16 protein-coding genes are annotated in these 21,665 nt (G+C 67.3%); 9 read left to right on the top strand and 7 right to left on the bottom strand.

Translation table 11 applies throughout. From position 1 onward, the window contains the following. Positions 1-26: 26 nt before the first annotated feature. The 6 genes from ACUSIJ_RS20780 to zapE form a co-directional block, all read right to left on the bottom strand. Positions 27-2,987 (bottom strand): 2-oxoglutarate dehydrogenase E1 component, encoded by a 2,961-nt coding sequence (locus ACUSIJ_RS20780; protein ID WP_449310333.1) that lies wholly within the window; start codon positions 2,985-2,987, stop codon positions 27-29. 476 nt (positions 2,988-3,463) lie between these two features. Then, complete coding sequence (gene sucD, locus ACUSIJ_RS20775) at positions 3,464-4,348, bottom strand: succinate--CoA ligase subunit alpha (RefSeq protein ID WP_449310332.1); 885 nt, start codon at positions 4,346-4,348, stop codon at positions 3,464-3,466. Continuing rightward, the gene (gene sucC, locus ACUSIJ_RS20770; RefSeq protein WP_449310331.1) at positions 4,348-5,547 is read right to left on the bottom strand and encodes an ADP-forming succinate--CoA ligase subunit beta; all 1,200 of its coding nucleotides are present in this window, start codon (positions 5,545-5,547) and stop codon (positions 4,348-4,350) included. The genes sucD and sucC overlap by 1 nt, the downstream gene beginning before the upstream one ends. A 102-nt stretch (positions 5,548-5,649) precedes the next feature. After that, a complete protein-coding gene (gene mdh / locus ACUSIJ_RS20765; protein WP_449310330.1) occupies positions 5,650-6,615 on the bottom strand; it encodes a malate dehydrogenase in 966 nt (321 codons plus the stop codon). 296 nt (positions 6,616-6,911) lie between these two features. Continuing rightward, the gene (locus ACUSIJ_RS20760; RefSeq protein WP_449310329.1) at positions 6,912-7,535 is read right to left on the bottom strand and encodes a TetR/AcrR family transcriptional regulator; all 624 of its coding nucleotides are present in this window, start codon (positions 7,533-7,535) and stop codon (positions 6,912-6,914) included. Then, positions 7,532-8,740 (bottom strand): cell division protein ZapE, encoded by a 1,209-nt coding sequence (zapE, locus tag ACUSIJ_RS20755; RefSeq protein ID WP_449310328.1) that lies wholly within the window; start codon positions 8,738-8,740, stop codon positions 7,532-7,534. The genes ACUSIJ_RS20760 and zapE overlap by 4 nt, the downstream gene beginning before the upstream one ends. Before the next feature lie 439 nt (positions 8,741-9,179). Here zapE and ACUSIJ_RS20750 point away from each other — a divergent pair, with 439 nt between their 5' ends. From ACUSIJ_RS20750 to trmB, 9 genes are all read left to right on the top strand, one after another. Then, the gene (locus tag ACUSIJ_RS20750) at positions 9,180-11,099 is read left to right on the top strand and encodes a potassium transporter Kup (protein WP_449310327.1); all 1,920 of its coding nucleotides are present in this window, start codon (positions 9,180-9,182) and stop codon (positions 11,097-11,099) included. A gap of 128 nt (positions 11,100-11,227) precedes the next feature. After that, the gene (gene miaB / locus ACUSIJ_RS20745; RefSeq protein WP_449310326.1) at positions 11,228-12,658 is read left to right on the top strand and encodes a tRNA (N6-isopentenyl adenosine(37)-C2)-methylthiotransferase MiaB; all 1,431 of its coding nucleotides are present in this window, start codon (positions 11,228-11,230) and stop codon (positions 12,656-12,658) included. 122 nt (positions 12,659-12,780) lie between these two features. Then, complete coding sequence (locus ACUSIJ_RS20740; RefSeq protein WP_449310325.1) at positions 12,781-13,887, top strand: PhoH family protein; 1,107 nt, start codon at positions 12,781-12,783, stop codon at positions 13,885-13,887. A 58-nt stretch (positions 13,888-13,945) separates the two neighbouring features. Further along, positions 13,946-14,440, top strand: a complete 495-nt coding sequence (gene ybeY / locus ACUSIJ_RS20735) for an rRNA maturation RNase YbeY (RefSeq protein WP_449310324.1) — start codon at positions 13,946-13,948, stop codon at positions 14,438-14,440. A gap of 7 nt (positions 14,441-14,447) precedes the next feature. Continuing rightward, positions 14,448-15,569: a hemolysin family protein gene (locus ACUSIJ_RS20730; RefSeq protein WP_449310323.1), complete on the top strand. Its 1,122-nt coding sequence runs from the start codon at positions 14,448-14,450 to the stop codon at positions 15,567-15,569. A gap of 70 nt (positions 15,570-15,639) precedes the next feature. After that, positions 15,640-17,352: an apolipoprotein N-acyltransferase gene (gene lnt / locus ACUSIJ_RS20725; protein ID WP_449310322.1), complete on the top strand. Its 1,713-nt coding sequence runs from the start codon at positions 15,640-15,642 to the stop codon at positions 17,350-17,352. Positions 17,353-17,754: 402 nt separating this feature from the next. Then, entirely contained in the window at positions 17,755-18,183 is a 429-nt protein-coding gene (locus ACUSIJ_RS20720; protein WP_449310321.1) for a helix-turn-helix domain-containing protein, read from the top strand. Between the two features lie 418 nt (positions 18,184-18,601). Then, complete coding sequence (metK, locus tag ACUSIJ_RS20715; RefSeq protein ID WP_449310320.1) at positions 18,602-19,774, top strand: methionine adenosyltransferase; 1,173 nt, start codon at positions 18,602-18,604, stop codon at positions 19,772-19,774. 24 nt (positions 19,775-19,798) lie between these two features. Continuing rightward, positions 19,799-20,524: a tRNA (guanine(46)-N(7))-methyltransferase TrmB gene (trmB, locus tag ACUSIJ_RS20710; RefSeq protein ID WP_449310319.1), complete on the top strand. Its 726-nt coding sequence runs from the start codon at positions 19,799-19,801 to the stop codon at positions 20,522-20,524. 70 nt (positions 20,525-20,594) lie between these two features. On the opposite strand, the gene ACUSIJ_RS20705 is transcribed toward trmB, so the two are convergent. Next, complete coding sequence (locus ACUSIJ_RS20705; protein ID WP_449310318.1) at positions 20,595-21,554, bottom strand: polyprenyl synthetase family protein; 960 nt, start codon at positions 21,552-21,554, stop codon at positions 20,595-20,597. Positions 21,555-21,665 lie beyond the last annotated feature (111 nt).

Here is a 21,665-nt window from a genome sequence, read left to right as displayed (position 1 = left end):
CCGACACGGGCGGCCGGGCCGGAACGTCAGACGGAGAACGCCTCGTCGAGGAACGCCTGCAATTGCGCCAGATGCTTCGACATCAGCCCCGTCGCGGTGGCGGCGGAGGCCGCGCGTCCCGCGTAACGCGGGCGCTTGGCCTTGATGCCCGAATGGCCGAGCGCCCATTCGATATAGGGCTCGACGAAGGTCCAGGAGCCCATGTTCTTGGGCTCTTCCTGGCACCATACGACATCGGCGTTGCGGAAGCGCGACAGCTCGCCGATCAGCGACTTCACCGGGAAGGGGTAAAGCTGCTCGACCCGCAGCAGATACACGTCGTCGATGCCCCGCTTCTCGCGCTCCTCGTAGAGGTCGTAATAGACCTTGCCGGCGGAGATGACGACGCGGCGGATCTTGTCGTCCTTGACGAGCTTGATCTTCTCCTTGGCGAGCCGCTCGGCGTCGTCGCGGATGATGCGGTGGAAGGAACTCGCTTCCGTGAACTCCTCCAGCCGCGACACGGCCCGCTTGTGGCGCAGCAGCGACTTCGGCGTCATCAGGATCAGCGGCTTGCGGAAGTCGCGCTTCAGCTGGCGGCGCAGGATGTGGAAGTAGTTGGCCGGCGTGGTGACGTTGGCCACCTGCATGTTGTCCTCGGCGCACATCTGCAGATAGCGCTCGAGGCGCGCCGACGAGTGCTCCGGCCCCTGCCCCTCATAGCCGTGCGGCAGCAGCACCACGAGGCCCGACATGCGCAGCCACTTGCGCTCGGCCGAGGAGATGAACTGGTCGAACACCACCTGCGCGCCGTTGGCGAAGTCGCCGAACTGCGCTTCCCACAGGATGAGCGCGTTGGGCTCGGTCAGCGAATAGCCGTACTCGAAGCCGAGCACCGCCTCCTCCGACAGCATCGAGTTGATGACCTCGAAATAGGCCTGCCCCTCGGACACGTGGTTGAGCGGGATGAACCGGCGCTCGTCCTTCTGGTCCACGATCACCGAATGGCGCTGCGAGAACGTGCCGCGCTCGACGTCCTGGCCGGACAGGCGCACGGCGTTGCCCTCCTTCAGCAGCGAGGCGAACGCGAACGCCTCGCCCGTCGCCCAGTCAATGCCCTCGCCGGTCTCGATCGCCTTGCGGCGGTTGTCGAGGAAGCGCTGGATGGTGCGGTGGACGTTGAAATCGCTCGGCACGGTGGTCAGCTTCTCGCCGAGCTGCTTGAGCTCGTCCACCGACAGGCCGGTGGCGCCGCGGCGGGGGTCGTCCTCGTCCTCGCGCACGGCCTTGAGGCCGGCCCAGCGGCCGTCGAGCCAGTCGGCCTTGTTGGGCTTGTAGGCCTGGCCCGCCTCCAGCTCCGATTCCAGATGCGTGCGCCACGCGGCGCGGCGCTCCTCGATCTCGGCCTCGGTGATCACGCCCTCACTGACGAGCTTCTTCGAATAGATCTCCAGCACCGTCGGATGGTTGCGGATCGCCTGGTACATCAGCGGCTGGGTGAACGCCGGCTCGTCGCCCTCGTTGTGGCCGAAGCGGCGGTAGCAGAACATGTCGATGACGACCGGCTTGTGGAACTGCTGCCGGAACTCGGTCGCGATCTTGGCGGCGAACACCACCGCTTCCGGATCGTCGCCGTTGACGTGGAACACCGGCGCCTCGACCATCTTCGCCACGTCCGACGGATAGGGCGACGAGCGCGAGTTGCGCGGGTTCGTCGTGAAGCCGATCTGGTTGTTGATGATGAAGTGCACCGAGCCACCGGTGCGATGGCCCCTGAGGCCGGAGAGGCCGAGGCATTCCGCCACCACGCCCTGGCCGGCGAAGGCCGCGTCGCCGTGCAGCAGCAGCGGGATCACCGACGAGCGCGTCTCGCCGTCGCCGAGCTGGTCCTGCTTGGCGCGCGCCTTGCCGAGCACCACCGGATTGACGATCTCGAGGTGCGACGGATTGGCGGTCAGCGACAGGTGCACCCGGTTGCCGTCGAACTCGCGGTCACTGGAGGCGCCGAGATGATACTTCACGTCGCCCGAACCCTCGACGTCGTCGGGAGCGACGGAGCCGCCCTTGAACTCGTGGAACAGCGCCCGGTGGGGCTTCGCCAGCACCTGCGTCAGCACGTTGAGGCGGCCGCGGTGGGCCATGCCGAGCACGATTTCCTTCACGCCCAGATTGCCGCCGCGCTTGATGATCTGTTCGAGCGCCGGGATCAGCGACTCGCCGCCGTCGAGGCCGAAACGCTTGGTGCCGGTATACTTGAGATCGAGGAACTTCTCGAAGCCCTCGGCCTCGATCAGCTTGTTGAAGATCGCCCGCTTGCCCTCGGGCGTGAAGGTGATTTCCTTGTGCGGCCCCTCGATGCGCTCCTGGATCCACGCCTTCTCGGCCGCGTCCGAGATGTGCATGAACTCGACGCCCAGCGTCCGGCAATAGGTGCGCTTCAGGATCGTCAGCATCTCGTTGACGGTGGCGAACTCAAGCCCGAGCACGTTGTCGATGAAGATCTTGCGGTCGAGATCGCCGGGGCCGAAGCCGTAGCTCGACGGATGCAGCTCCTCGTGGTCGCGTTGCGGCCCTAGCTTCAGCGGGTCGAGATCGGCATGCAGGTGGCCGCGCATGCGGTAGGCGCGGATCATCATGATGGCGCGCACGCTGTCGCGCGCCGCCTGCTGCACGGCCGCGGGAGACAGTTCGACGCCGCTCGTCTGCGCCTTCTGCTTGATCTTGTCGCCGGCCGCCTTTTCGGACGCCGACCAGTCGCCGTCGAGCGCCGACACCAGTTCGCCATTGGCGTGGATGGGCCAGTTCGGCCGCTCCCAGGATGCGCCCTTCGCGTTCTTCTCGACGAGTGTCTTGTCCTCGCTCAAGCCGGAGAAGAACGCGCGCCACTGGGCGTCGACCGACTGGGGATCCCGCTCGAAGCGCGCGTAAAGCTCATCGAGATAGGCGCCGTTGCCGCCGTAGAGAAAGGAGGTTTGAGCAAATGCGTCGTTCAAATCCTGACGTGCCATGACCCTGTATCCTGCCGGAACCCGGAAATACGCCCGGGCGATCGGGCCTCAAAGGCCCTGAACCCATCGCCCCCGGAACGGCGACGGGATGGATGAGCCGCATGATCTGGCGATATGCAGGCCCCGGTTGCGAACCCGGATATGCTTTTCGACAGAAACACATACAGCTTGCCAGAGGCTTAACCGCCCCCTTGCGCCCGGCCGGACCCTCCGCGATCCGGCCGTCCCGACGCGGCATAAGCGCGTCATCGTTAACAGCCGGTTGCGGAGATGCCATGCGGAACGTAACACCTGTGGCGGCAAGGCTCGCCCCATGGACTTGCCGCCCGATTGCGACCTGAACGTGGCGGGAAAGCCCCGGGCGCCTCATATGGGGGCTGTGGGACAATTCCGCCACAGTATTTTCGATACCGGGATCCGCGCACGGATATCCGCGCGGCGGCCCCAGGAGAACTCAGCCCGAACTCAGCCCGAACTCAGCCCTTCAGCACCTCGACCAGCGTCTTGCCGAGACGCGCGGGCGAGGGCGACACGCGGATGCCCGCCTCCTCCAGCGCGGCGATCTTGTCTTCCGCGCCGCCCTTGCCGCCGGAGATGATCGCGCCCGCGTGGCCCATGCGGCGGCCGGGAGGGGCCGTGCGGCCGGCGATGAAGCCCACCGTCGGCTTCTTCCGCCCGCGCTTCGCCTCGTCCTTCAGGAACTGCGCCGCATCTTCCTCGGCCGAGCCGCCGATCTCGCCGATCAGGATGATCGACTCCGTCCTGTCGTCCGCGAGGAAGAGCTCCAGCACGTCGATGAACTCGGTGCCCTTGACCGGGTCGCCGCCGATGCCCACCGCCGTCGTCTGGCCGAGGCCCTCCTGCGTGGTCTGGAACACCGCCTCATAAGTCAGCGTGCCCGAGCGCGACACGATGCCGACGGTGCCGGGGCGAAAGATGTTGGCCGGCATGATGCCGATCTTCGACTCGCCCGCCGTCACCACGCCGGGGCAGTTGGGGCCGATGAGGCGCGACTTCGAGCCGTCGAGCGCACGCTTCACCGTCACCATGTCGAGCACCGGAATGCCCTCGGTGATGCAGACGATGAGCGGGATCTCGGCGTCGATCGCCTCCAGGATCGCGTCGGCCGCGCCGGGCGGCGGCACGTAGACGACGGAAGCGTCGGCACCCGTGGCCTCGCGCGCTTCCGCGACGGTGTCGAACACCGGCAGGCCGAGATGCGTCGAGCCGCCCTTGCCGGGCGACGTGCCGCCCACGACCTGCGCGCCATAGGCGAGCGCCTGCTCGGAATGGAACGTGCCGTTCTTGCCGGTGAAGCCCTGGGTGATGATCTTCGTCGACTTGTCGATCAGGATGGACATCAGGCTGCTCCCTTGACAGCGTTGACGATTTTCTGGGCGGCATCATCGAGATCATCGGCCGGGACGACGTTGAGGCCGGATTCGCTGATGATCTTCTTGCCGAGTTCGACGTTGGTGCCCTCGAGGCGCACGACGAGCGGCACGGTGAGGCCGACTTCCTTCACGGCGGCGATGACGCCCTCTGCGATGACGTCGCACTTCATGATGCCGCCGAAGATGTTGACGAGGATGCCCTTCACGTTCGGGTCCGAGGTGATGATCTTGAACGCCGCCGTCACCTTCTCCTTGGAAGCGCCGCCGCCGACGTCGAGGAAGTTCGCCGGCTCCTCGCCGTAGAGCTTGATGATGTCGAGCGTCGCCATGGCGAGGCCCGCGCCGTTGACCATGCAGCCGATGTTGCCGTCGAGCGCGATGTAGGCGAGGTCGTACTTCGACGCCTCGATCTCCTTGGCGTCCTCTTCCGTGGTGTCGCGCAGCTCGAGGATGTCGGCGTGGCGGTATAGGGCGTTCGAGTCGAACGACACCTTGGCGTCGAGCGCCACGAGCCGCTCGTCCTCGGTGACGATCAGCGGGTTGATCTCGAGCAGGCTGATGTCCTTGTCGAGGAAGGCCGCATAGAGGCTCTCGACCAGCTTGCCCGCCTGCTTGGCGAGATCGCCGGAGAGGCCCAGCGCCTTGGCGACCTTGCGGCCGTGGAACGGCTGCACGCCGGTGGCGGGGTCGATGGAGAAGGTGACGATCTTCTCAGGGGTGTTGTGGGCCACTTCCTCGATGTTCACGCCGCCTTCCGTCGAGACGACGAACGCGACGCGGCTCGTGGTGCGGTCGACCAGCGCCGAAAGGTAGAATTCCTTGGCGATGTCAGAGCCGTCCTCGATGTAGAGGCGGTTCACCTGCTTGCCGGCAGGACCGGTCTGCTCGGTCACCAGGGTGCGGCCGAGGATCTGGCGGGCGAATTCCTCGACCTCCTCCACGGAGCGGGCGAGACGCACGCCGCCCTTCTCGCCGGCCTCAGGCTCCTTGAACTTGCCCTTGCCGCGGCCGCCGGCATGGATCTGGGACTTGACGACCCACAGCGGCCCGCCAAGTTCTGCTGCTGCGGCGGCGGCCTCGTCGGCGGAGAAGATCGCCTTCCCGCGCGACACCGGAACACCGAATTCCTTCAGTACGGCCTTGGCCTGATATTCATGAATATTCATTTCGTCGTCCCAAATGGCTCGGCAAATGACTCTGGATGATGGTGATCGTCGGAGAGTCCGGGATGGCGAAACGGCGGCCCTTGCGGGGCCGCCGTCCTGGGATCAGCCGGCGAGCGCCGGATTGATGGTTTTGGAGGCCTCGATCAGCGTCTTGACCGAGGAGACCGACTTGTCGAACTCGGCCTTTTCGGCCTCCGACAGCTTGATCTCGACGATGCGCTCGACACCGTTCTCGCCGATCACCACCGGCACGCCGACGAAGAGATCGCTGTGGCCGTACTCGCCCGACAGGTAGGCGGCGGCCGGCAGCACGCGCTTCTGGTCCTTCAGATAGCTCTCCGCCATGGCGATGGCGGAAGCGGCGGGCGCGTAGAAGGCCGAGCCGGTCTTCAGCAGGTTGACGATCTCGCCACCGCCCTTGCGGGTGCGCTCGACGATGGCGTCGAGCTTCTCCTGGGTGGTCCAGCCGAGTTCGACGAGGTCGGGCAGCGGGATGCCGGCGACCGTGGAATAGCGGGTGAGCGGCACCATGTCGTCGCCGTGGCCGCCGAGCACGAAGGCGGTCACGTCCTTCACCGACACGTTGAACGCGTCGGCGAGGAAGTGGCGGAAGCGGGCCGAGTCGAGCACGCCGGCCATGCCGATGATCTTGTTCTTCGGCAGCCCGGACGCCTTCTGCAGCGCCCAGACGGCGGCATCGAGCGGGTTGGTGATGCAGATAACGAAGGCGTTGGGCGCGTTCTCGCGGATGCCCTGGCCGACGGATTCCATTACCTTCAGGTTGATGCCGAGCAGGTCGTCGCGGCTCATGCCGGGCTTGCGCGGCACGCCGGCGGTGACGATGATCACGTCCGCACCCGCGATGTCGGCGTAGGAGTTGGCGCCCTTGAAGGCCGCGTCAAAGCCGTCAACCGGCGCCGACTCGGCGATGTCGAGGGCCTTGCCCTGGGGAATGCCTTCGGCGATGTCGAACAGCACGACGTCACCGAGTTCCTTCAAACCGACCAGATGGGCGAGCGTTCCGCCGATCTGTCCGGAGCCGATCAGAGCGATCTTCTTGCGGGCCATTGAAACCAATCCTTGAACTGGAGGGATGAAAAACCCCGTTAGCGCCGTCTACTTGACTCAAAGCGTCGCAGCCTTCAAGCGGGCCTCGGGGGGGCGAAGACGACCGGCCCGTGACGGAGATCCGGAACCGATCGCGAAAGCATTGGCAATCTTCCTTCATACACAAGGCGTTGAGGGAGATCATGACCGACGGATGACATCTCGTTACACCAGAAACCGCCGAGTTTCAAAATTTGTTTTCTGTAACTCTGCTGCAAAAACCCCATTCGGCCGGATGACGCCCCCGGGCGCGCGCCTCAGACGAAGCCGCCGACCAGCGTGCGAAGCGCGACGTTGATCAGCACCGAGAAGCGCTGCTCCATCACCTCGCGCGGCCGCCCGATGTCGAGCAGGATGGCGGAGGGATGGGAAAACCGGAACAGGATGTCGGTCAGGAACGACATCGCCGTTTCCCGGTCCCGCAGCCGGAAGACGCCGATGCCCGCGCCCTCGTCCACCACCCGCTCGACGAACATGAACACCCGCCCCCTGTGCCGGCGGGCGACGGAGCGGTTCTCGGCGGCGATGTCGGCGTAGAGCTCGAAGATCGCCCGGTCCTTCTCGGCGAGGTCGCGATAGGCGTGCGCCAGCGCCACTGTCAGACGCTCCAACTTGTCATCGGCCGGGTCCGGCGCGCCGGCGATGTCGGCCATCATCAGCTCGACGGGCTTCAGCGCATCGGCGACCACGGCATCGATCAGCGCCTCCTTGGAGGGGAAGTACCGGTAGACGTTGGCGTGGGTCATGCCTGCCTCCCCGGCGATGCCGACCACCGTCACGCGCCGCGCCCCGACCCGCCGGATGTGCTCGGCCGCGATGGTGACGAGGCGCACGTCGACCCGTTCGGGCACCGGCTCCAGCGTCCGGCGCAGATGGCTCATGTCTCGACCAGCCCCGTGCTGTCGCCCGACGCCCGCGAGTCGCCGCGCCCGTGCGGCAGCGCCAGATAGTCCTCCGACCGCATCTCGATGAGGCGCGAGACCGTGCGGTCGAACTCGAACGCCTCGCGCCCGTCCTCGGCGAGATAGAGGCCGGCGGCGTCCGCCTCCGCCGAGGCCACGAGCTTGACATGGCGGTCGTAGAGCGTGTCGATCAGGGTGATGAAGCGCTTGGCCTCGTTGCGCCGGTCCCCGTTCAGCACCGGAATGTCGTCGAGCACGATGGAGTGATAGAGCTGGGCGAGATAGAGATAGTCGGCCGCGCCCAGCGCTTTCGAGCACAGGTCGGCGAAGGAGAAGCGGGCGACGCTCCCCGCGGCGAGCGGCACGTGCAGCTTGTGGCCCTTGACGTCGAGATCCACCGGCGCGGCCTGCGCCCCCCCGGCGAGGCGCCGGAACGCCTCGTCGAGCGCCGCGCGCGCCGCCGCATCGTTGGGCGTATGGTAAACATCGGCGCCCGAGAGCTTCTCCAGCCTGTAGTCGGTGCGCGAGGCGAGCTCGACGACCTCCATCCGCTCCGTCAGCAGGGCGATGAACGGCACGAACAGCGCCCGGTTGAGGCCGCCCTCGTAGAGCCTGTCCGGAACGACGTTGGAGGTGGCGACGATCGTCACCCCGAGCCCGAACAGGGCGGAGAAGAGCCGCCCCAGGATCATCGCGTCGGCGATATCGGTGACCGTGAACTCGTCGAAGCACAGCAGCGTGGCTTCGGAAGCCAGTTGTGCCGCGACCCGGGGGATGGGGTCGGTGTCCTTCTCCTTGCCCTCCCTGACGCGCTGGCGGAAGCGGAAGATGCGCTCGTGGACGTCGCTCATGAAGTCGTTGAAATGAGCGCGTCGCTTGCGTTCCACGGGAGCGGCCTCCATGAACAGGTCCATCAGCATGGTCTTGCCGCGCCCCACGGACCCCCAGACGTAGAGGCCGCGCGCCGGCTCGGTCCTGGCTTCGCGTCCGCCGAGCAGGCGGGCGAGCCGGCCGCCGCGGACCGGGCGGGGAGCCTTGAGCGCCGCGACCAGCTCGTCCAGCCGCCCGACGAGCCGTTCCTGCGCCGGATCGCGCTCGATCGCGCCCGACGCCACCAGCGCCTCATACCGCGATCGCACCGGGGCGGAAGCTGTCGTCGAGGACGCGGAGACCCTGGCCGTCATGCAATAATCCTTGCAGTAATCCTTGCCGAAACCCTTGCAATAACCCTTGCGTCCATGCGTGCAATCGCTCCTTGCTGGCGCCCTGGGCACGGGCCGTCCGCGGGGTGGCGAACGGGCCGCTGCCCGCCTGCTGTAAACCTTCGCCACGACAACCGCAATGCCGCGGAACGGGATTTCTATATTGTACATAGTAAAAAAGATGAATTAACGCGCTGCAATACTTAAATCTTTTATGGATACTCCAACCCGTACTCCAAGCCGTACTCCATGTCGCGCGGGTTCGACGCAACCGCAACATGCCGTGCGGCATTGCGGTAACAGGGCGGCGAAATCCGCCCCGTGGCGTCGGGGGCGCGCCCGTCGCCATGTCATTGGCACCGGGACCACCCTATGATATGCAGCGCGGCCCCGTGACGGGTGTTGTCTCGAAAGGTGTCCGATGGCGGAAAACGTCGCCGATCCGGCGGACAAGGCGGATTCCCAGTCCGAGAGGGCCGAAACGGCGCCGCAACGGCTGCGCGTGCTCGTGCTCGGCGCGATCGGCGTCGTCTTCGGCGACATCGGCACGAGCCCGCTCTATGCGCTGCGCGAGTCCGCGCTCGCCGCCTCCGACGGCGGCCCGCTGCTGCGCTCGGCGGTGGTGGGCGTGCTGTCGCTGATCCTGTGGACGCTCATTCTCGTCGTCACCTGCAAATACGTGCTGATCCTGCTGCGCGCCGACAACAAGGGCGAGGGCGGCACGCTGACGCTCGTGGCGCTGGCGCAGCGGGTGATGGGCCGGGGGCGGCGCTCCATCCTGCTGCTCGGCATGCTGGGGGCGGCGCTGTTCTACGGCGACGCCATCATCTCGCCGGCCATGTCGGTGCTCTCCGCAGTGGAGGGCGTGAAGCTCGCGACGCCGGCGCTCGACCCCTATGTCGTGCCGCTCACGATGCTGATCCTGCTCGTGCTGTTCGTCTCCCAGCGCTACGGCACGGCGCGGGTCGCAGCGTTCTTCGCCCCGGTGATGGTCGTGTGGTTCCTCGCCATCGGCATTGCCGGGCTCATCCACATCCTGGACGATCCGGGCGTGTTCGCGGCCTTCAACCCGTATTTCGGCGTGCGCTTCCTCTTCCAGCATCCCGACGTCGCCGTCGTGGTGCTCGGCGCGGTGTGTCTCGCGGCGACGGGCGCCGAGGCGCTCTATGCCGATCTCGGCCACTTCGGCCGCAAGCCGATCAGCACCGCCTGGCTCTACTTCGTGTTTCCGGCGCTCGCGCTCAACTATCTGGGCCAGGGCGCCATGCTGATGGCGCGCCCGGAGGCCATCGACAACCCGTTCTACCGCATGGTGCCGGAATGGGCGCTGCTGCCCTATGTCGTGCTGGCGACGCTCGCGACCGTCATCGCCTCGCAGGCCGGCATCACCGGTGCCTATTCGCTCACCCGGCAGGCGATCCAGCTCGGGCTCCTGCCGCGCATGGAGATCCGCTACACCTCGGAGGAGCACGCGGGGCAGATCTACATGCCGAACGTCAACCGCCTGCTGCTCATCGGCGTGCTGGCGCTCGTCGTGTCGTTCCAGACGTCGAGCGCGCTCTCGCACGCCTATGGCATCTCGGTGTTCGGTGCCATGCTGATGGACGGGCTGCTCGCCATCCTCGTGGTCTGGAAGGGCTGGAAATGGGGCCTCGCGGCCGCGCTGGCGCTGCTGCTGCCGTTCGTCGTCATCGATGCCTCGTTCCTTGCCGCCAATCTCGGCAAGCTCGTCTCCGGCGGCTGGGTGCCGGTGGTGCTGGCGGTCTTCCTCGTCGTCCTCATGTCGACGTGGCGCAGGGGCACCGCCATCCTGTTCGCCAAGACGCGCAAGACCGACGTGCCGATGCGCGAGCTCGCCGACATGCTGAAGGCGAGCAAGCCGCATCGCGTGCCGGGGCTCGCCATCTTCCTCACCAGCGACCCGCAGACCGCGCCCTCCGCCCTGCTGCACAACCTCAAGCACAACAAGGTGCTGCACGAGCGCAACGTCATCCTCACCGTGGAGACCGACGACACGCCGCGCCTGTCGGACAGCGAACGGGTGTCGCTGGAGCCGCTCAACGAGGACTTCTGGCTGGTCACCATGCGTTTCGGCTACATGGAGACGCCCAACATCCCGCGCGGCCTCACCATCCTGCGCAAGCTCGGCTTCAAGTTCGACATCATGTCGACGTCGTTCTTCCTGTCGCGCCGCTCCATCCGCCCGGCGGCGAAATCGGGCATGCCGCTGTGGCAGGACCACCTGTTCATCTCGCTGGCGCGCAACGCCGCCGACGCCACGGACTTCTTCCAGATCCCGACCGGCCGCGTCGTCGAAGTGGGCACGCAGGTGACCGTGTAGACGGCAAACCGCGCGAGAATGCTGTGCATAGATGAAGGACGCGCCCGCCGCGTGCTTTCCTGTCATGCGCCATACGTAAACGAATGCTTATCGTTGGTCGCAATATCGTGTTAGAATGCGAGCCGGTGATGAGTGGGGGCCTTCCTCAAAACGCATTGCAAAGCTGGAACGTGAAGAAAAAAGTATACGTCAAATCATACGGCTGCCAGATGAACGCCTACGACGCGGAACGCATGGCGGACGTGCTCGCCCCCCAGGGCTTCGTCGAGACGGACAGCGCGGAAGAGGCCGACCTCATCGTTCTCAACACCTGCCACATTCGCGAGAAGGCCGCCGAGAAGGTCTATTCGGAGCTCGGCCGCCTGCGCGTCATGAAGGACGAGCGCAAGGCTGAGGGGCGCGACGCCACCATCGTCGTCGCCGGCTGCGTGGCGCAGGCCGAGGGCGACGAGATCCTGAGGCGCGCGCCGGCGGTCGATCTCGTCGTGGGGCCGCAGAGCTATCACAACCTCCCCTCCCTGCTGGCGAAGGCGAAGGCCGGGCCGGTCGTGGACACCGAATTCCCCGTCGAGGACAAGTTCGACCACCTCCCCGCCCCCTCGCGCGACAAGATCCGCTCGCGCGGCGTCTCGGCCTTCCTCACCATCCAGGAAGGCTGCGACAAGTTCTGCACCTTCTGCGTCGTGCCCTACACGCGCGGGGCGGAGGTGTCGCGGCCTGCGGTCAAGATCCTGGCCGAGGCCGAGCGGCTGGCACAGGCGGGCGTACGCGAATTCACCGTCATCGGCCAGAACGTCAACGCCTATCACGGCGAGGGGCCGGACGGGCGCATCTGGTCGCTGGGGCGGCTGCTGCACCGGCTCGCCGAGGTACCCGGCGTCGCGCGCCTGCGCTACACCACGAGCCACCCGCGCGACATGGATGACGACCTCATCGACGCCCATCGCGATCTTGACGCGCTGATGCCCTATCTGCACCTGCCCGTGCAGTCGGGATCGGACGCCGTGCTCGCGGCCATGAACCGCAGGCACACGGCCGACGACTACCGGCGCATCATCGAGCGCACGCGCGCGGCGCGGCCCGACATCGCGCTCTCGTCCGATTTCATCGTCGGTTTCCCCGGCGAGACCGACGCCGATTTCGACGACACCATGCGGCTCGTGCGCGAGATCGGCTTCGCCAGCGCCTATTCGTTCAAGTACAGCGCCCGCCCCGGCACGCCGGCGGCCGAGATGGCGGAGCAGGTGCCCGAGGCCGTCAAGAGCGAGCGCCTCGCGGTGCTGCAGCAGGCGCTGGAGGAGGACCGGCAGAAGTTCAACCGCGCCGCGGTCGGCCGCACGGTCGACGTGCTCGTGGAGCGCAAGGGGCGGCACGCGGGCCAGATGGCCGGCAAATCGCCCTGGCTGCAGGCGGTTCAGTTCGACGACGATCAGGTCGCCATCGGCGACATCGTATCGGTCGAAATCACCGGAACGGGCACCAACAGCCTGTTCGGACGGCGTATGGGCGTACCATCGGCAATGCAGAGGCCGCCTTCGACAGGAGCGAACGCGGCATGACCATTCCAGCCTGAACCCTAGGAGGACACATGGGCGCGAGAGTCAAGGAACTGCCGCAACGACAGCAACGTTTACGCCATGCTCTCCCGCCTTTTCCCGTCGATCCAACCCGACCGGCCCTCATGAACGCAGAGTTGAAATCCCAAGGATTGAAAGCCCAAGGATTGAAAGCCCACTTGCCGCACGCCATCGATTCCGATTCCACCGACGTGTCCCTGACCTTCGACGACAACCGCCTGGCGAGCCTCGTCTTCGGTCTCTACGACCAGAACCTCGCCCATATCGAGCGCCGGCTCGGCCTGCAGATCACCGCCAACGGCAACCATGTCGTGATCAAGGGGCCGGCCTCCGTGGCGGAGCAGGCGCGCCACGTGCTCGAAGCCCTCTACGAACACGTGCGCGAGGGCGGCAGCATCTCGACAGGCGACGTGGACGGCGCCATCGAGGAAAGCAGCCTGCAGGGGTCGCTGTTTCCGGCCGATGCCGAGCCCGCCGCCAAGGCGCCCTCGGGGCGGGCCAACTTCGAGCAGATCGGCACCCGCAAGCGCGGCAACGTCAAGGCGCGCAACGCCGCCCAGGACGCCTACCTGCGGGCGCTGCGCCGCCACGAGCTCGTGTTCGCCGAAGGGCCGGCGGGCACCGGCAAGACGTGGCTCGCCGTCGGCCACGCGGTCCAGCTCATGGAGCAGGGCGTCGTCGAGCGGCTCATCCTGTCGCGCCCGGCCGTGGAGGCGGGCGAGCGGCTCGGCTTCCTGCCCGGCGACATGAAGGAGAAGGTCGATCCCTACCTGCGGCCGATCTACGACGCGCTCTATGATTTCATGGAAGCGCGCCATGTCGAGCGCGGGCTCGCGACCGGCGTCATCGAGATCGCGCCGCTCGCCTTCATGCGCGGGCGCACGCTAACCAACGCCGCCGTGCTGCTCGACGAGGCGCAGAACGCCACCTCCATGCAGATGAAGATGTTCCTCACGCGCCTCGGCGAAGGATCGCGCATGATCATCACCGGCGATCCCTCGCAGATCGACCTGCCACCGGGGCAGAAATCCGGCCTCGTGGAGGCGACGCGGGTGCTTGCGGGCGTCGAGGGCGTGGGCCATATCCGTTTTCGCGATGTCGATGTGGTGCGTCATCCGCTGGTCAGACGCATCGTCCATGCTTATGATCAGGAGAGTGCGCGTCTGGCCGAGAGACCGAAGGGCGGGCGCGCCGAGCCTTCGGCGTGGTGAAGGCCGACCGGCGACAACAGGTGCCGGCATCTGTCGTGAGTGCTGTTTGGTGGAGTTGATGGCGGAGACGTTGTCGATCGACGTGCTTGTACAATCGCCGCAGTGGTCGGCGCTGACCGGGGCGGAGCGGCTCGCGGAGCGCGCTGTCGCCGCAGCCCTCTCCCGCGCGGGCGTGCCCGTGCTGGCGGGGGCGGAGCTCAGCGTCGCGCTGGCGGACGACGCGGCCGTGCGGCAGCTCAACGCGCAGTGGCGCGGCTTCGACAAGTCCACCAACGTGCTGTCCTTCCCGGCCGCCGGGCCGGACGAACTTGCCCGCGCTCCCCATGTCGGCGACATCGTGCTCGCTTTCGAAACGGTGGAGCGCGAAGCGCGCGACGACGGCAAGACGCTTGCCGACCATACCACGCATCTCATCGTGCACGGCACACTGCACCTTCTCGGCTTCGACCATGAAACCGAGGCGGAGGCCGAGGCGATGGAAGCGCTGGAAATCGCGGCGCTCGCCGATCTCGGCGTCGCCGACCCCTATACCGATCTTGAACTGGAGACCTGAAGACGCCATGAGCGACGACCGAAGTTCGCCCTCCAAATCCGACGATGCCGGATCGAGCCGCGAGGGCGACAGTTGGATAGACCGACTACTCACCGGTCTTGGCCTGCGTAACGACACCTCCGTGCGTGAAGCACTGGAGGAAGCGCTGGAGGAAGGATCCGCCGCAAGCGACTTCACCGCGCTGGAACGCTCCCTGCTACAGAACGTGCTCGACGTGAGCGAACTGCGCGTGGTCGACGCCATGGTGCCCCGCGCCGACATCGTCGCCCTGCAGCAGGACGTCTCGCTGGCCGAGACCATCCGCGCCTTCCGCGAGGCCGGGCATTCGCGCCTGCCCGTCTACGGCGAATCCCTCGACGATCCGCGCGGCATGGTGCACATCCGCGATTTCCTCGAATACATCGCCGCACGCGGCGCAGCCGCCTTCACGCCCGAAGCGGAAGGCGAGCTGCCGACGCGGCTCGAGGTCGACCTCACCGCCCCGCTGTCCGGGGCGGCGGTGCTGCGGCCCGTGCTCTACGTGCCGCCCTCCATGCCGGTCATGGACCTGTTGGTGAAGATGCAGGCGACGCGCACCCATATGGCGCTCGTCATCGACGAATACGGCGGCACGGACGGCCTCATCTCCATGGAGGACATCATGGAGATGCTCGTCGGCGACATCGAGGACGAGCACGACCACGAGGAAGCTCCGGAAATCACCCAGACCGGCCCGCGCACCTACATCATCGACGCGCGCGCCGATCTCGACGAGGTGTCCGAAGCCGTCGGCTTCAATTTCGACACCATCGAGGTGGCCGAGGAAGTCGACACCATCGGCGGGCTCATCGTGACCCTGGCCGGACGCGTGCCGGACACGGGCGAGCGCATCCCCGGCCCCTACGGGCTGGTGTTCGATATTCTGGATGCCGATTCCCGCCGCCTCAAGCGGCTGCGCCTGTCTCTCAGCGAGGAGGACGCGGTCGCCGGCAGCGGCGACTGGCGGCAGAACCCGCCCCGCGACCATGAGCCCGCCGCCGTGTTCGATCTGACCCGCGCCGACCGGAAGGAGGGCAAGCTGCCCCCGGCGGCCGAGTCCGCCGATCCGCGTGCCGGCAATCCGCACGCCGTCACGCCGCCCGAAGCATGACCGCGGATCGTGTCCGGCCGGGGAGCGTTCGGCCCTCTGCCCGGCCGGGGCGGCCGGCGATGCCCCCCGCATGAGCGCGCCGCGCGTGGCATTGCCCCTGCCCGCACCCGCATTGCCGGCCGTGCGGCTGGCGGGCGCACGGACGCGGCTGCGCTGGCTGATCGCCTTCCTCGCCGGCGCGCTTGGCGCGCTGGCCATGCCGCCTTTCAGGCTGTGGCCGGTCCTGTTCGTGTCCTTCCCCGTTGCCGTCTGGCTGATCGATGCGGTATGCATCGGCGACGGCGCGCGCGCCCACCGCGGCCGCCTCGCCCGCGCGCGTCTGGCCGCGGCGTGCGGATGGTGGTTCGGCTTCGGCTACTTCCTCGCCGGGCTGTGGTGGCTCGGTTCGGCGTTTCTGGTCGATGCCGACGAGTTCCTGTGGGCGCTGCCGCTCGGCGTCGTCGGCCTGCCGATGGTGCTGGCACTGTTCCCCGCCCTGGGCTTCGGGCTCGCCGGCGCGCTCTGGCGCCCCGACCCGTGGCGCGTGCCGCTGTTCGCGGCCGTGCTGTCGCTTGCGGAATGGCTGCGCGCCACCCAGTTCACCGGCTTTCCGTGGAACGCCTTCGGCATGGCCTTCGGCCAGGGCGACGGGCTCGCCCAGGCGGCGGCGCTCGGCGGGCTGCACTGGCTGACCCTGCTCGTGGTCTTCATCCATGCCGCCCCGGCGACGCTGGCGGATACGGGCACCCGCGCGGCGCGTCTTGCCATGCCGGCGGCGGCGGCGGCGGTGCTGGCGCTCGTCGCCGGATACGGCCTGTGGCGCGTGCCGCGGGAGCCCGCGCCGGTGGAGCCCGGCGTGCGCCTGCGCATCATGCAGCCGAACATCGACGAGGCCGAGCGGGCCGACGCGGCGTTTCGCGCCTCGATCATCGCCCGCTATGCCGCCATCAGCGCGCAGGAGGGAACGAACGGCGAGAAGCTTGAGGAGGCGACGCACCTGATATGGCCGGAATCGGCCTTTCCGTTCCTTGTCGACCACACGCCCGAGGCGCTCGACGACATCGCCCGCCTGCTGCCCGATGGCGTCGTCCTGATCACCGGCGCGGCGCGGGCCGACATGCCCCTGCCCGGCGAGGAACGCTACCGCTTCTTCAACGCCATCCGGGTCTACGACAGCAACGCCGACGGCCTCGCCACTTATGACAAGGTGCATCTGGTGCCGTTTGGTGAATATCTTCCATTCGACGACTGGCTGCGCCGGCTCGGCATCCGGCAGTTCGTGCACACGCCGGGCGGATTCGAGGCGGGCGAGCGGCGCGAGGCGCTCCGCGCGCCCGGCCTGCCGCCCATCTCCGCCCTGATCTGCTACGAGGCCATCTTCCCCGAGGAGGCCATCCTGCAGCCGCCGTCGCGGGAGAATCGCGGGCTGCTGCTCAACCTCACCAACGATGCCTGGTTCGGTATAACGCCCGGCCCCTACCAGCACTTCGCGCAGTCGCGGCTGCGCGCCATCGAGCAGGGACTGCCGCTGGTGCGCGCCGCCAACACCGGCATCTCGGCCGTGATCGACCCGTTCGGGCGGCCCGTCGCACCGATACTGGAGCTGGGCCGTGCCGGCGTCGTCGATGCCGACCTGCCCCGGCCGCTGGAGCCGACCCCGTTCGTCAGGCTGCATGGCCGGGCGGGACCAATCCTTTTTTGGATCAGCACGATGTGCTTCCTCGCCGCCGGGCTCGCCGCACCGCGGCAACGCGCCCGAGCGGGACTGCTCCCGCCGGAGAGCCATCCCGATCTATCCATTTGATCCCGCGCCGAATTCCTTATCGCAACGGGCGTTGCGGTTTTTTTGGTTTGATGCTCCAGGCGCATGCCGGTATTAAGTTGGATGGTAACTTCGCCACACGATGTACATAATGTGTTATGCACATGCACGGCATGTGTGAGGTGCGTTATGTACGTTATGTATCGCGATTGGAACCATTTGCTCGCCTGCCGCGTTAATGTCGCATTTCCATGACAGTCAAAAGGAGCGAATGTGCCGTGATCGGACGGCGATTCCGAGGCATGGCTGCGTTGCGGCAAGGCAGGTTACATCCTGGGGGCAATAGGCGTTTCCCTAGAAAAGCGCAATGTACCCGCAATTGGAATCGGGCTAGTTTCAGATGATGTCGACCCTCTCCGCTTCGTTTTTCTTCGAGAGGCACATGTGACGAATAACGCGAACAAGGTCGACAGACATGTCGGCAGCCGCGTCAAGGCCAGGCGCCAGGTATTGGGCATAAGCCAGGAAAAGCTGGGCGGCGCTCTCGGCGTCACGTTTCAGCAGATCCAGAAGTACGAAAAGGGCACGAACCGCATCAGCGCCAGTCGGTTGCAGCAGATCGGCGCCGCTCTTGGCGTGCCCGTGGGATACTTCTTCGAAGGACTGCAGGAAGCGGTCCCCAGCGCGCCGGGCTTCGCCGAGGCCCCACCCCCTCCCTACACGGGGGGCGAAACCGCCTCCACGGACGAGGGGCTGCGGCTGATGCGCGCATTCCTGCGCATCGAGGATCCGGGCGTGCGCCGCCGAATCATCGAACTGGCGGAATCCATCGCCGGAGCGCGGGATATCCTTCCGACCGCCGACGAAGGGTGATATTTTTGACATAGCTCCGTTCTTTTTAGAGAACGAGTTCGATATCCCGGCTTGACCCCACCGCCACATACTGCCAAGAGTCGAAATCTTTGAGGAGACCAGAGGCTGTCTTTCCGCCACACCGGATCCGCCCTGCGCGCTGGTCCGCGGCACGGTCGGACTGATGCGGCCCGGTGGTATCCCCTTAGAGCATGTCGTCGTTTCATGGAAACGACGACATGCTCTAAGTTTTTGATTTTGAGCGGATTGTTGTCGATCAGACGGTTCCGTCTGATCGGAACACGCTCTAGGGCGGCCTTGCTCCCTCCGGACGGTCGGGCGGCTCTATCCAAGTTTGTGCGTGACCTTTCCGGAAGGCGACAGCCGCTTTTCGGGGTCGTGCGCAAGGGACAACGTCAGGCAACAGGGATATTGGATCGTGTCGCGTCTCAACTATCTTTTCACCAGTGAATCGGTTTCCGAGGGCCATCCGGACAAGGTGTGCGACCGCATTTCCGACACCGTCGTCGACGCCTATCTGTCCGCGGCGCCGGAAGCGCGCGTCGCCTGCGAGACGCTTGCGACCACCAATCGGGTGGTGATCGCCGGTGAGGTGCGCGGCCCGACCGAGATCACCGCGGACTACATCACCCATCTCGCGCGCCTCGCCATCAAGGACATCGGCTACGAGCAGGACGGCTTCCACTGGAGGGACGCCGACATCGAGGTGCTGCTGCATGCCCAGTCGGCCGACATCGCCCAGGGCGTCGACGCCGCGGGCAACAAGGACGAGGGCGCGGGCGATCAGGGCATCATGTTCGGCTACGCCGTCCGCGAGACGCCGGAGCTCATGCCCGCGCCGCTCTATTACGCCCACAAGATCCTGAAGCGCCTGTCCGATGCCCGCCGCTCCGGCGAATCGGGCGTGCTCGGCCCGGACGCCAAGAGCCAGGTGACGGTGCGCTACGCCGACGGCAAGCCGGTCGGCGTCACGCAGATCGTCGTCTCGACCCAGCATCTCGACGAGACGCTGAGCTCGCACGACGTGCGCTCCATCGTCGAGCCCTACGTGCGCGAGGCCCTGCCGGACGGCTGGATCGACGCGGGCACGGTCTGGCACGTCAACCCCACCGGCAAGTTCGTGATCGGCGGGCCGGACGGCGACACCGGCCTCACCGGCCGCAAGATCATCGTCGACACCTACGGCGGCGCGTCGCCCCACGGCGGCGGCGCCTTCTCGGGCAAGGACCCGACCAAGGTCGACCGCTCCGCCGCCTACGCGGCCCGCTATCTGGCCAAGAACGTGGTCGCCGCCGATCTCGCCGACCGCGTCACCATCCAGCTCTCCTACGCCATCGGCGTGGCGCAGCCGCTGTCGCTCTACGTCGACACCCACGGCACCGGCCGCGTCGACGAGGCGAAGCTGGAGGACGTGCTGCTCAACATCGTCGACCTGTCGCCGCGCGGCATTCGCGAGCACCTGTCGCTCAACCGGCCGATCTACGCCCGCACCGCCGCCTACGGCCACTTCGGCCGCGCGCCGGAGGCGGACGGCGGCTTCTCCTGGGAGCGCATCGACCTCGTCGACGCGCTGCGCGCGGCACTCGGCTGATTTTTTCAACGGTCGCTTTTCACGATGATCGCATCCGATGATCCCTCCGCCACGGCGGGGGGAGACGGTCCTTCAGGCCCCCGTCCCGGCGCCTTCTACGGGCGGCGCAAGGGCAAGCGCCTGCGCGACCGGCAGGCCGACCTCGTCAGCGATCTGCTGCCGCGGCTGCGGCTGCCCGAAAGCGGGCCGCTCGCCCCCGCCGGCCTGTTCGCCGGACCCGTGGACGACGTGTGGCTCGAAATCGGCTTCGGCGGCGGCGAGCACCTCACGGCGCAGGCCCTGGCGCACCGGCACGTCGGCATCATCGGCTGCGAGCCCTTCATCAACGGCATGGCCAAGCTTCTGGCGCGCGTCGAGGACGCGGACATCCGCAACGTGCGCCTGCACGACGCGGACGCGATCCCGCTCCTCGCCCGCCTGCCGATTGCGAGCATCGGGCAAGTTTTCATCCTCTACCCCGATCCATGGCCCAAGCGGCGTCACCGCAAGCGGCGCATCGTCTCCGACGCCACGCTGGCAATGCTCGGCCGGGTGATCCGCCCGGGCGGCGTGCTGCGATTCGCCACCGACATCGACGATTACGCTGCCTGGACGCTGGCACGCCTCGACCGCTCGCCGGACTTTGTCTGGCAGGCCGAACGCGCCGACGACTGGCGCCAGCCGTGGGACGGCTGGCTCAGCACCCGCTACGAGCAGAAGGCGTTCCGCGAGGGACGCAAGCCGACCTATATCACCGCCATCCGGCGCTGATTTTTGCCGGCGCTGATTTTTTGGACCTGCCGCAGCGGCGGAACATCGACGCGGTCCCCGCCGGCAGCCCTTAGAATTTTCGCGATGCCGTGAAACGGGCGGCGGCGCGCAGGATGTCGGCCTTCGCGCCGAAGGAGGCCAGCGCGCCGATGGCGGCCTCCACCAGCGTGTCGCGCTCCTGGCGCGCGCGCTCCAGCCCCAGCACCGCGGCCAGCGTCGCCTTGCCCTTGTCGGCGTCCTTGGCCGCACGCTTGCCGAGCGCTTCGGTGCTCGATTCGAGATCGAGCAGATCGTCGGCCACCTGGAAGGCCGCGCCGACGGCCCGGCCGTAGGCGCCGAGCGCCTGCCGTCCGGCAACCGGCGCCCGGCCGATCGTCGCCCCGGCATCGACCGCGAAAGCGAACAGGGCGCCGGTTTTCATGGCCTGAAGCCGGCGCACGCGCGCCTCGTCGAGCAGCACCTCGCCGTAGCGGCCTTCCGCCGCCAGATCCATCATCTGGCCGCCGACCATGCCGCCGACGCCGGCGGCGCGCGCCAGCCCCTGCACCAGCGCCGTCCGCACCGCCGGATCGGCGTGGCTCGTCTCATCGGCGGCGACGTCGAACGCGAGCGTCAGCAGCGCGTCGCCTGCCAGAATGGCCGTCGCCTCGTCATAGGCCTTGTGCACCGTGGGGCGGCCACGCCGCAGGTCGTCGTCGTCCATGGCCGGCAGGTCGTCGTGGACCAGCGAGTAGCCGTGGACGAGCTCGAGCGCGCAGGCGGCGTTGAGCGCGTGGGCGAACGGCACGTCGAACAGCGCCGCCGTCTCGATGACCAGGAACGGCCGCAGCCGCTTGCCGCCGCCGAGCATGGCGTGGCGCATGGCGGCGACGAGGCGCGCCGGCCGCGCCGTCTCGCCGCGGCGCGGCGCATCGTCCAGCAGCGCCGCGAGGCGTCCTTCCACGGCCAAGGCGACGGCGGCGAGACGCCGCTGGAACGCCGCCTCGGGATCGAGATCCGTCCCTATGATATGCGTCGCCTGCACTTCCATGCCCCTGTCTTTCCCCAGTTCCCGGCGCGTGCGCGCCCCCCGCGCCCTCAACCGGCTTCACAACCTCGGCCTGTACGCGCTATCATCCCGCCGCATCCGGGAAAGAGTGCC

It is taken from the genome of Pseudochelatococcus sp. B33 (assembly GCF_053570585.1).
This window is presented reverse-complemented; position numbering and strand designations above follow the sequence as displayed.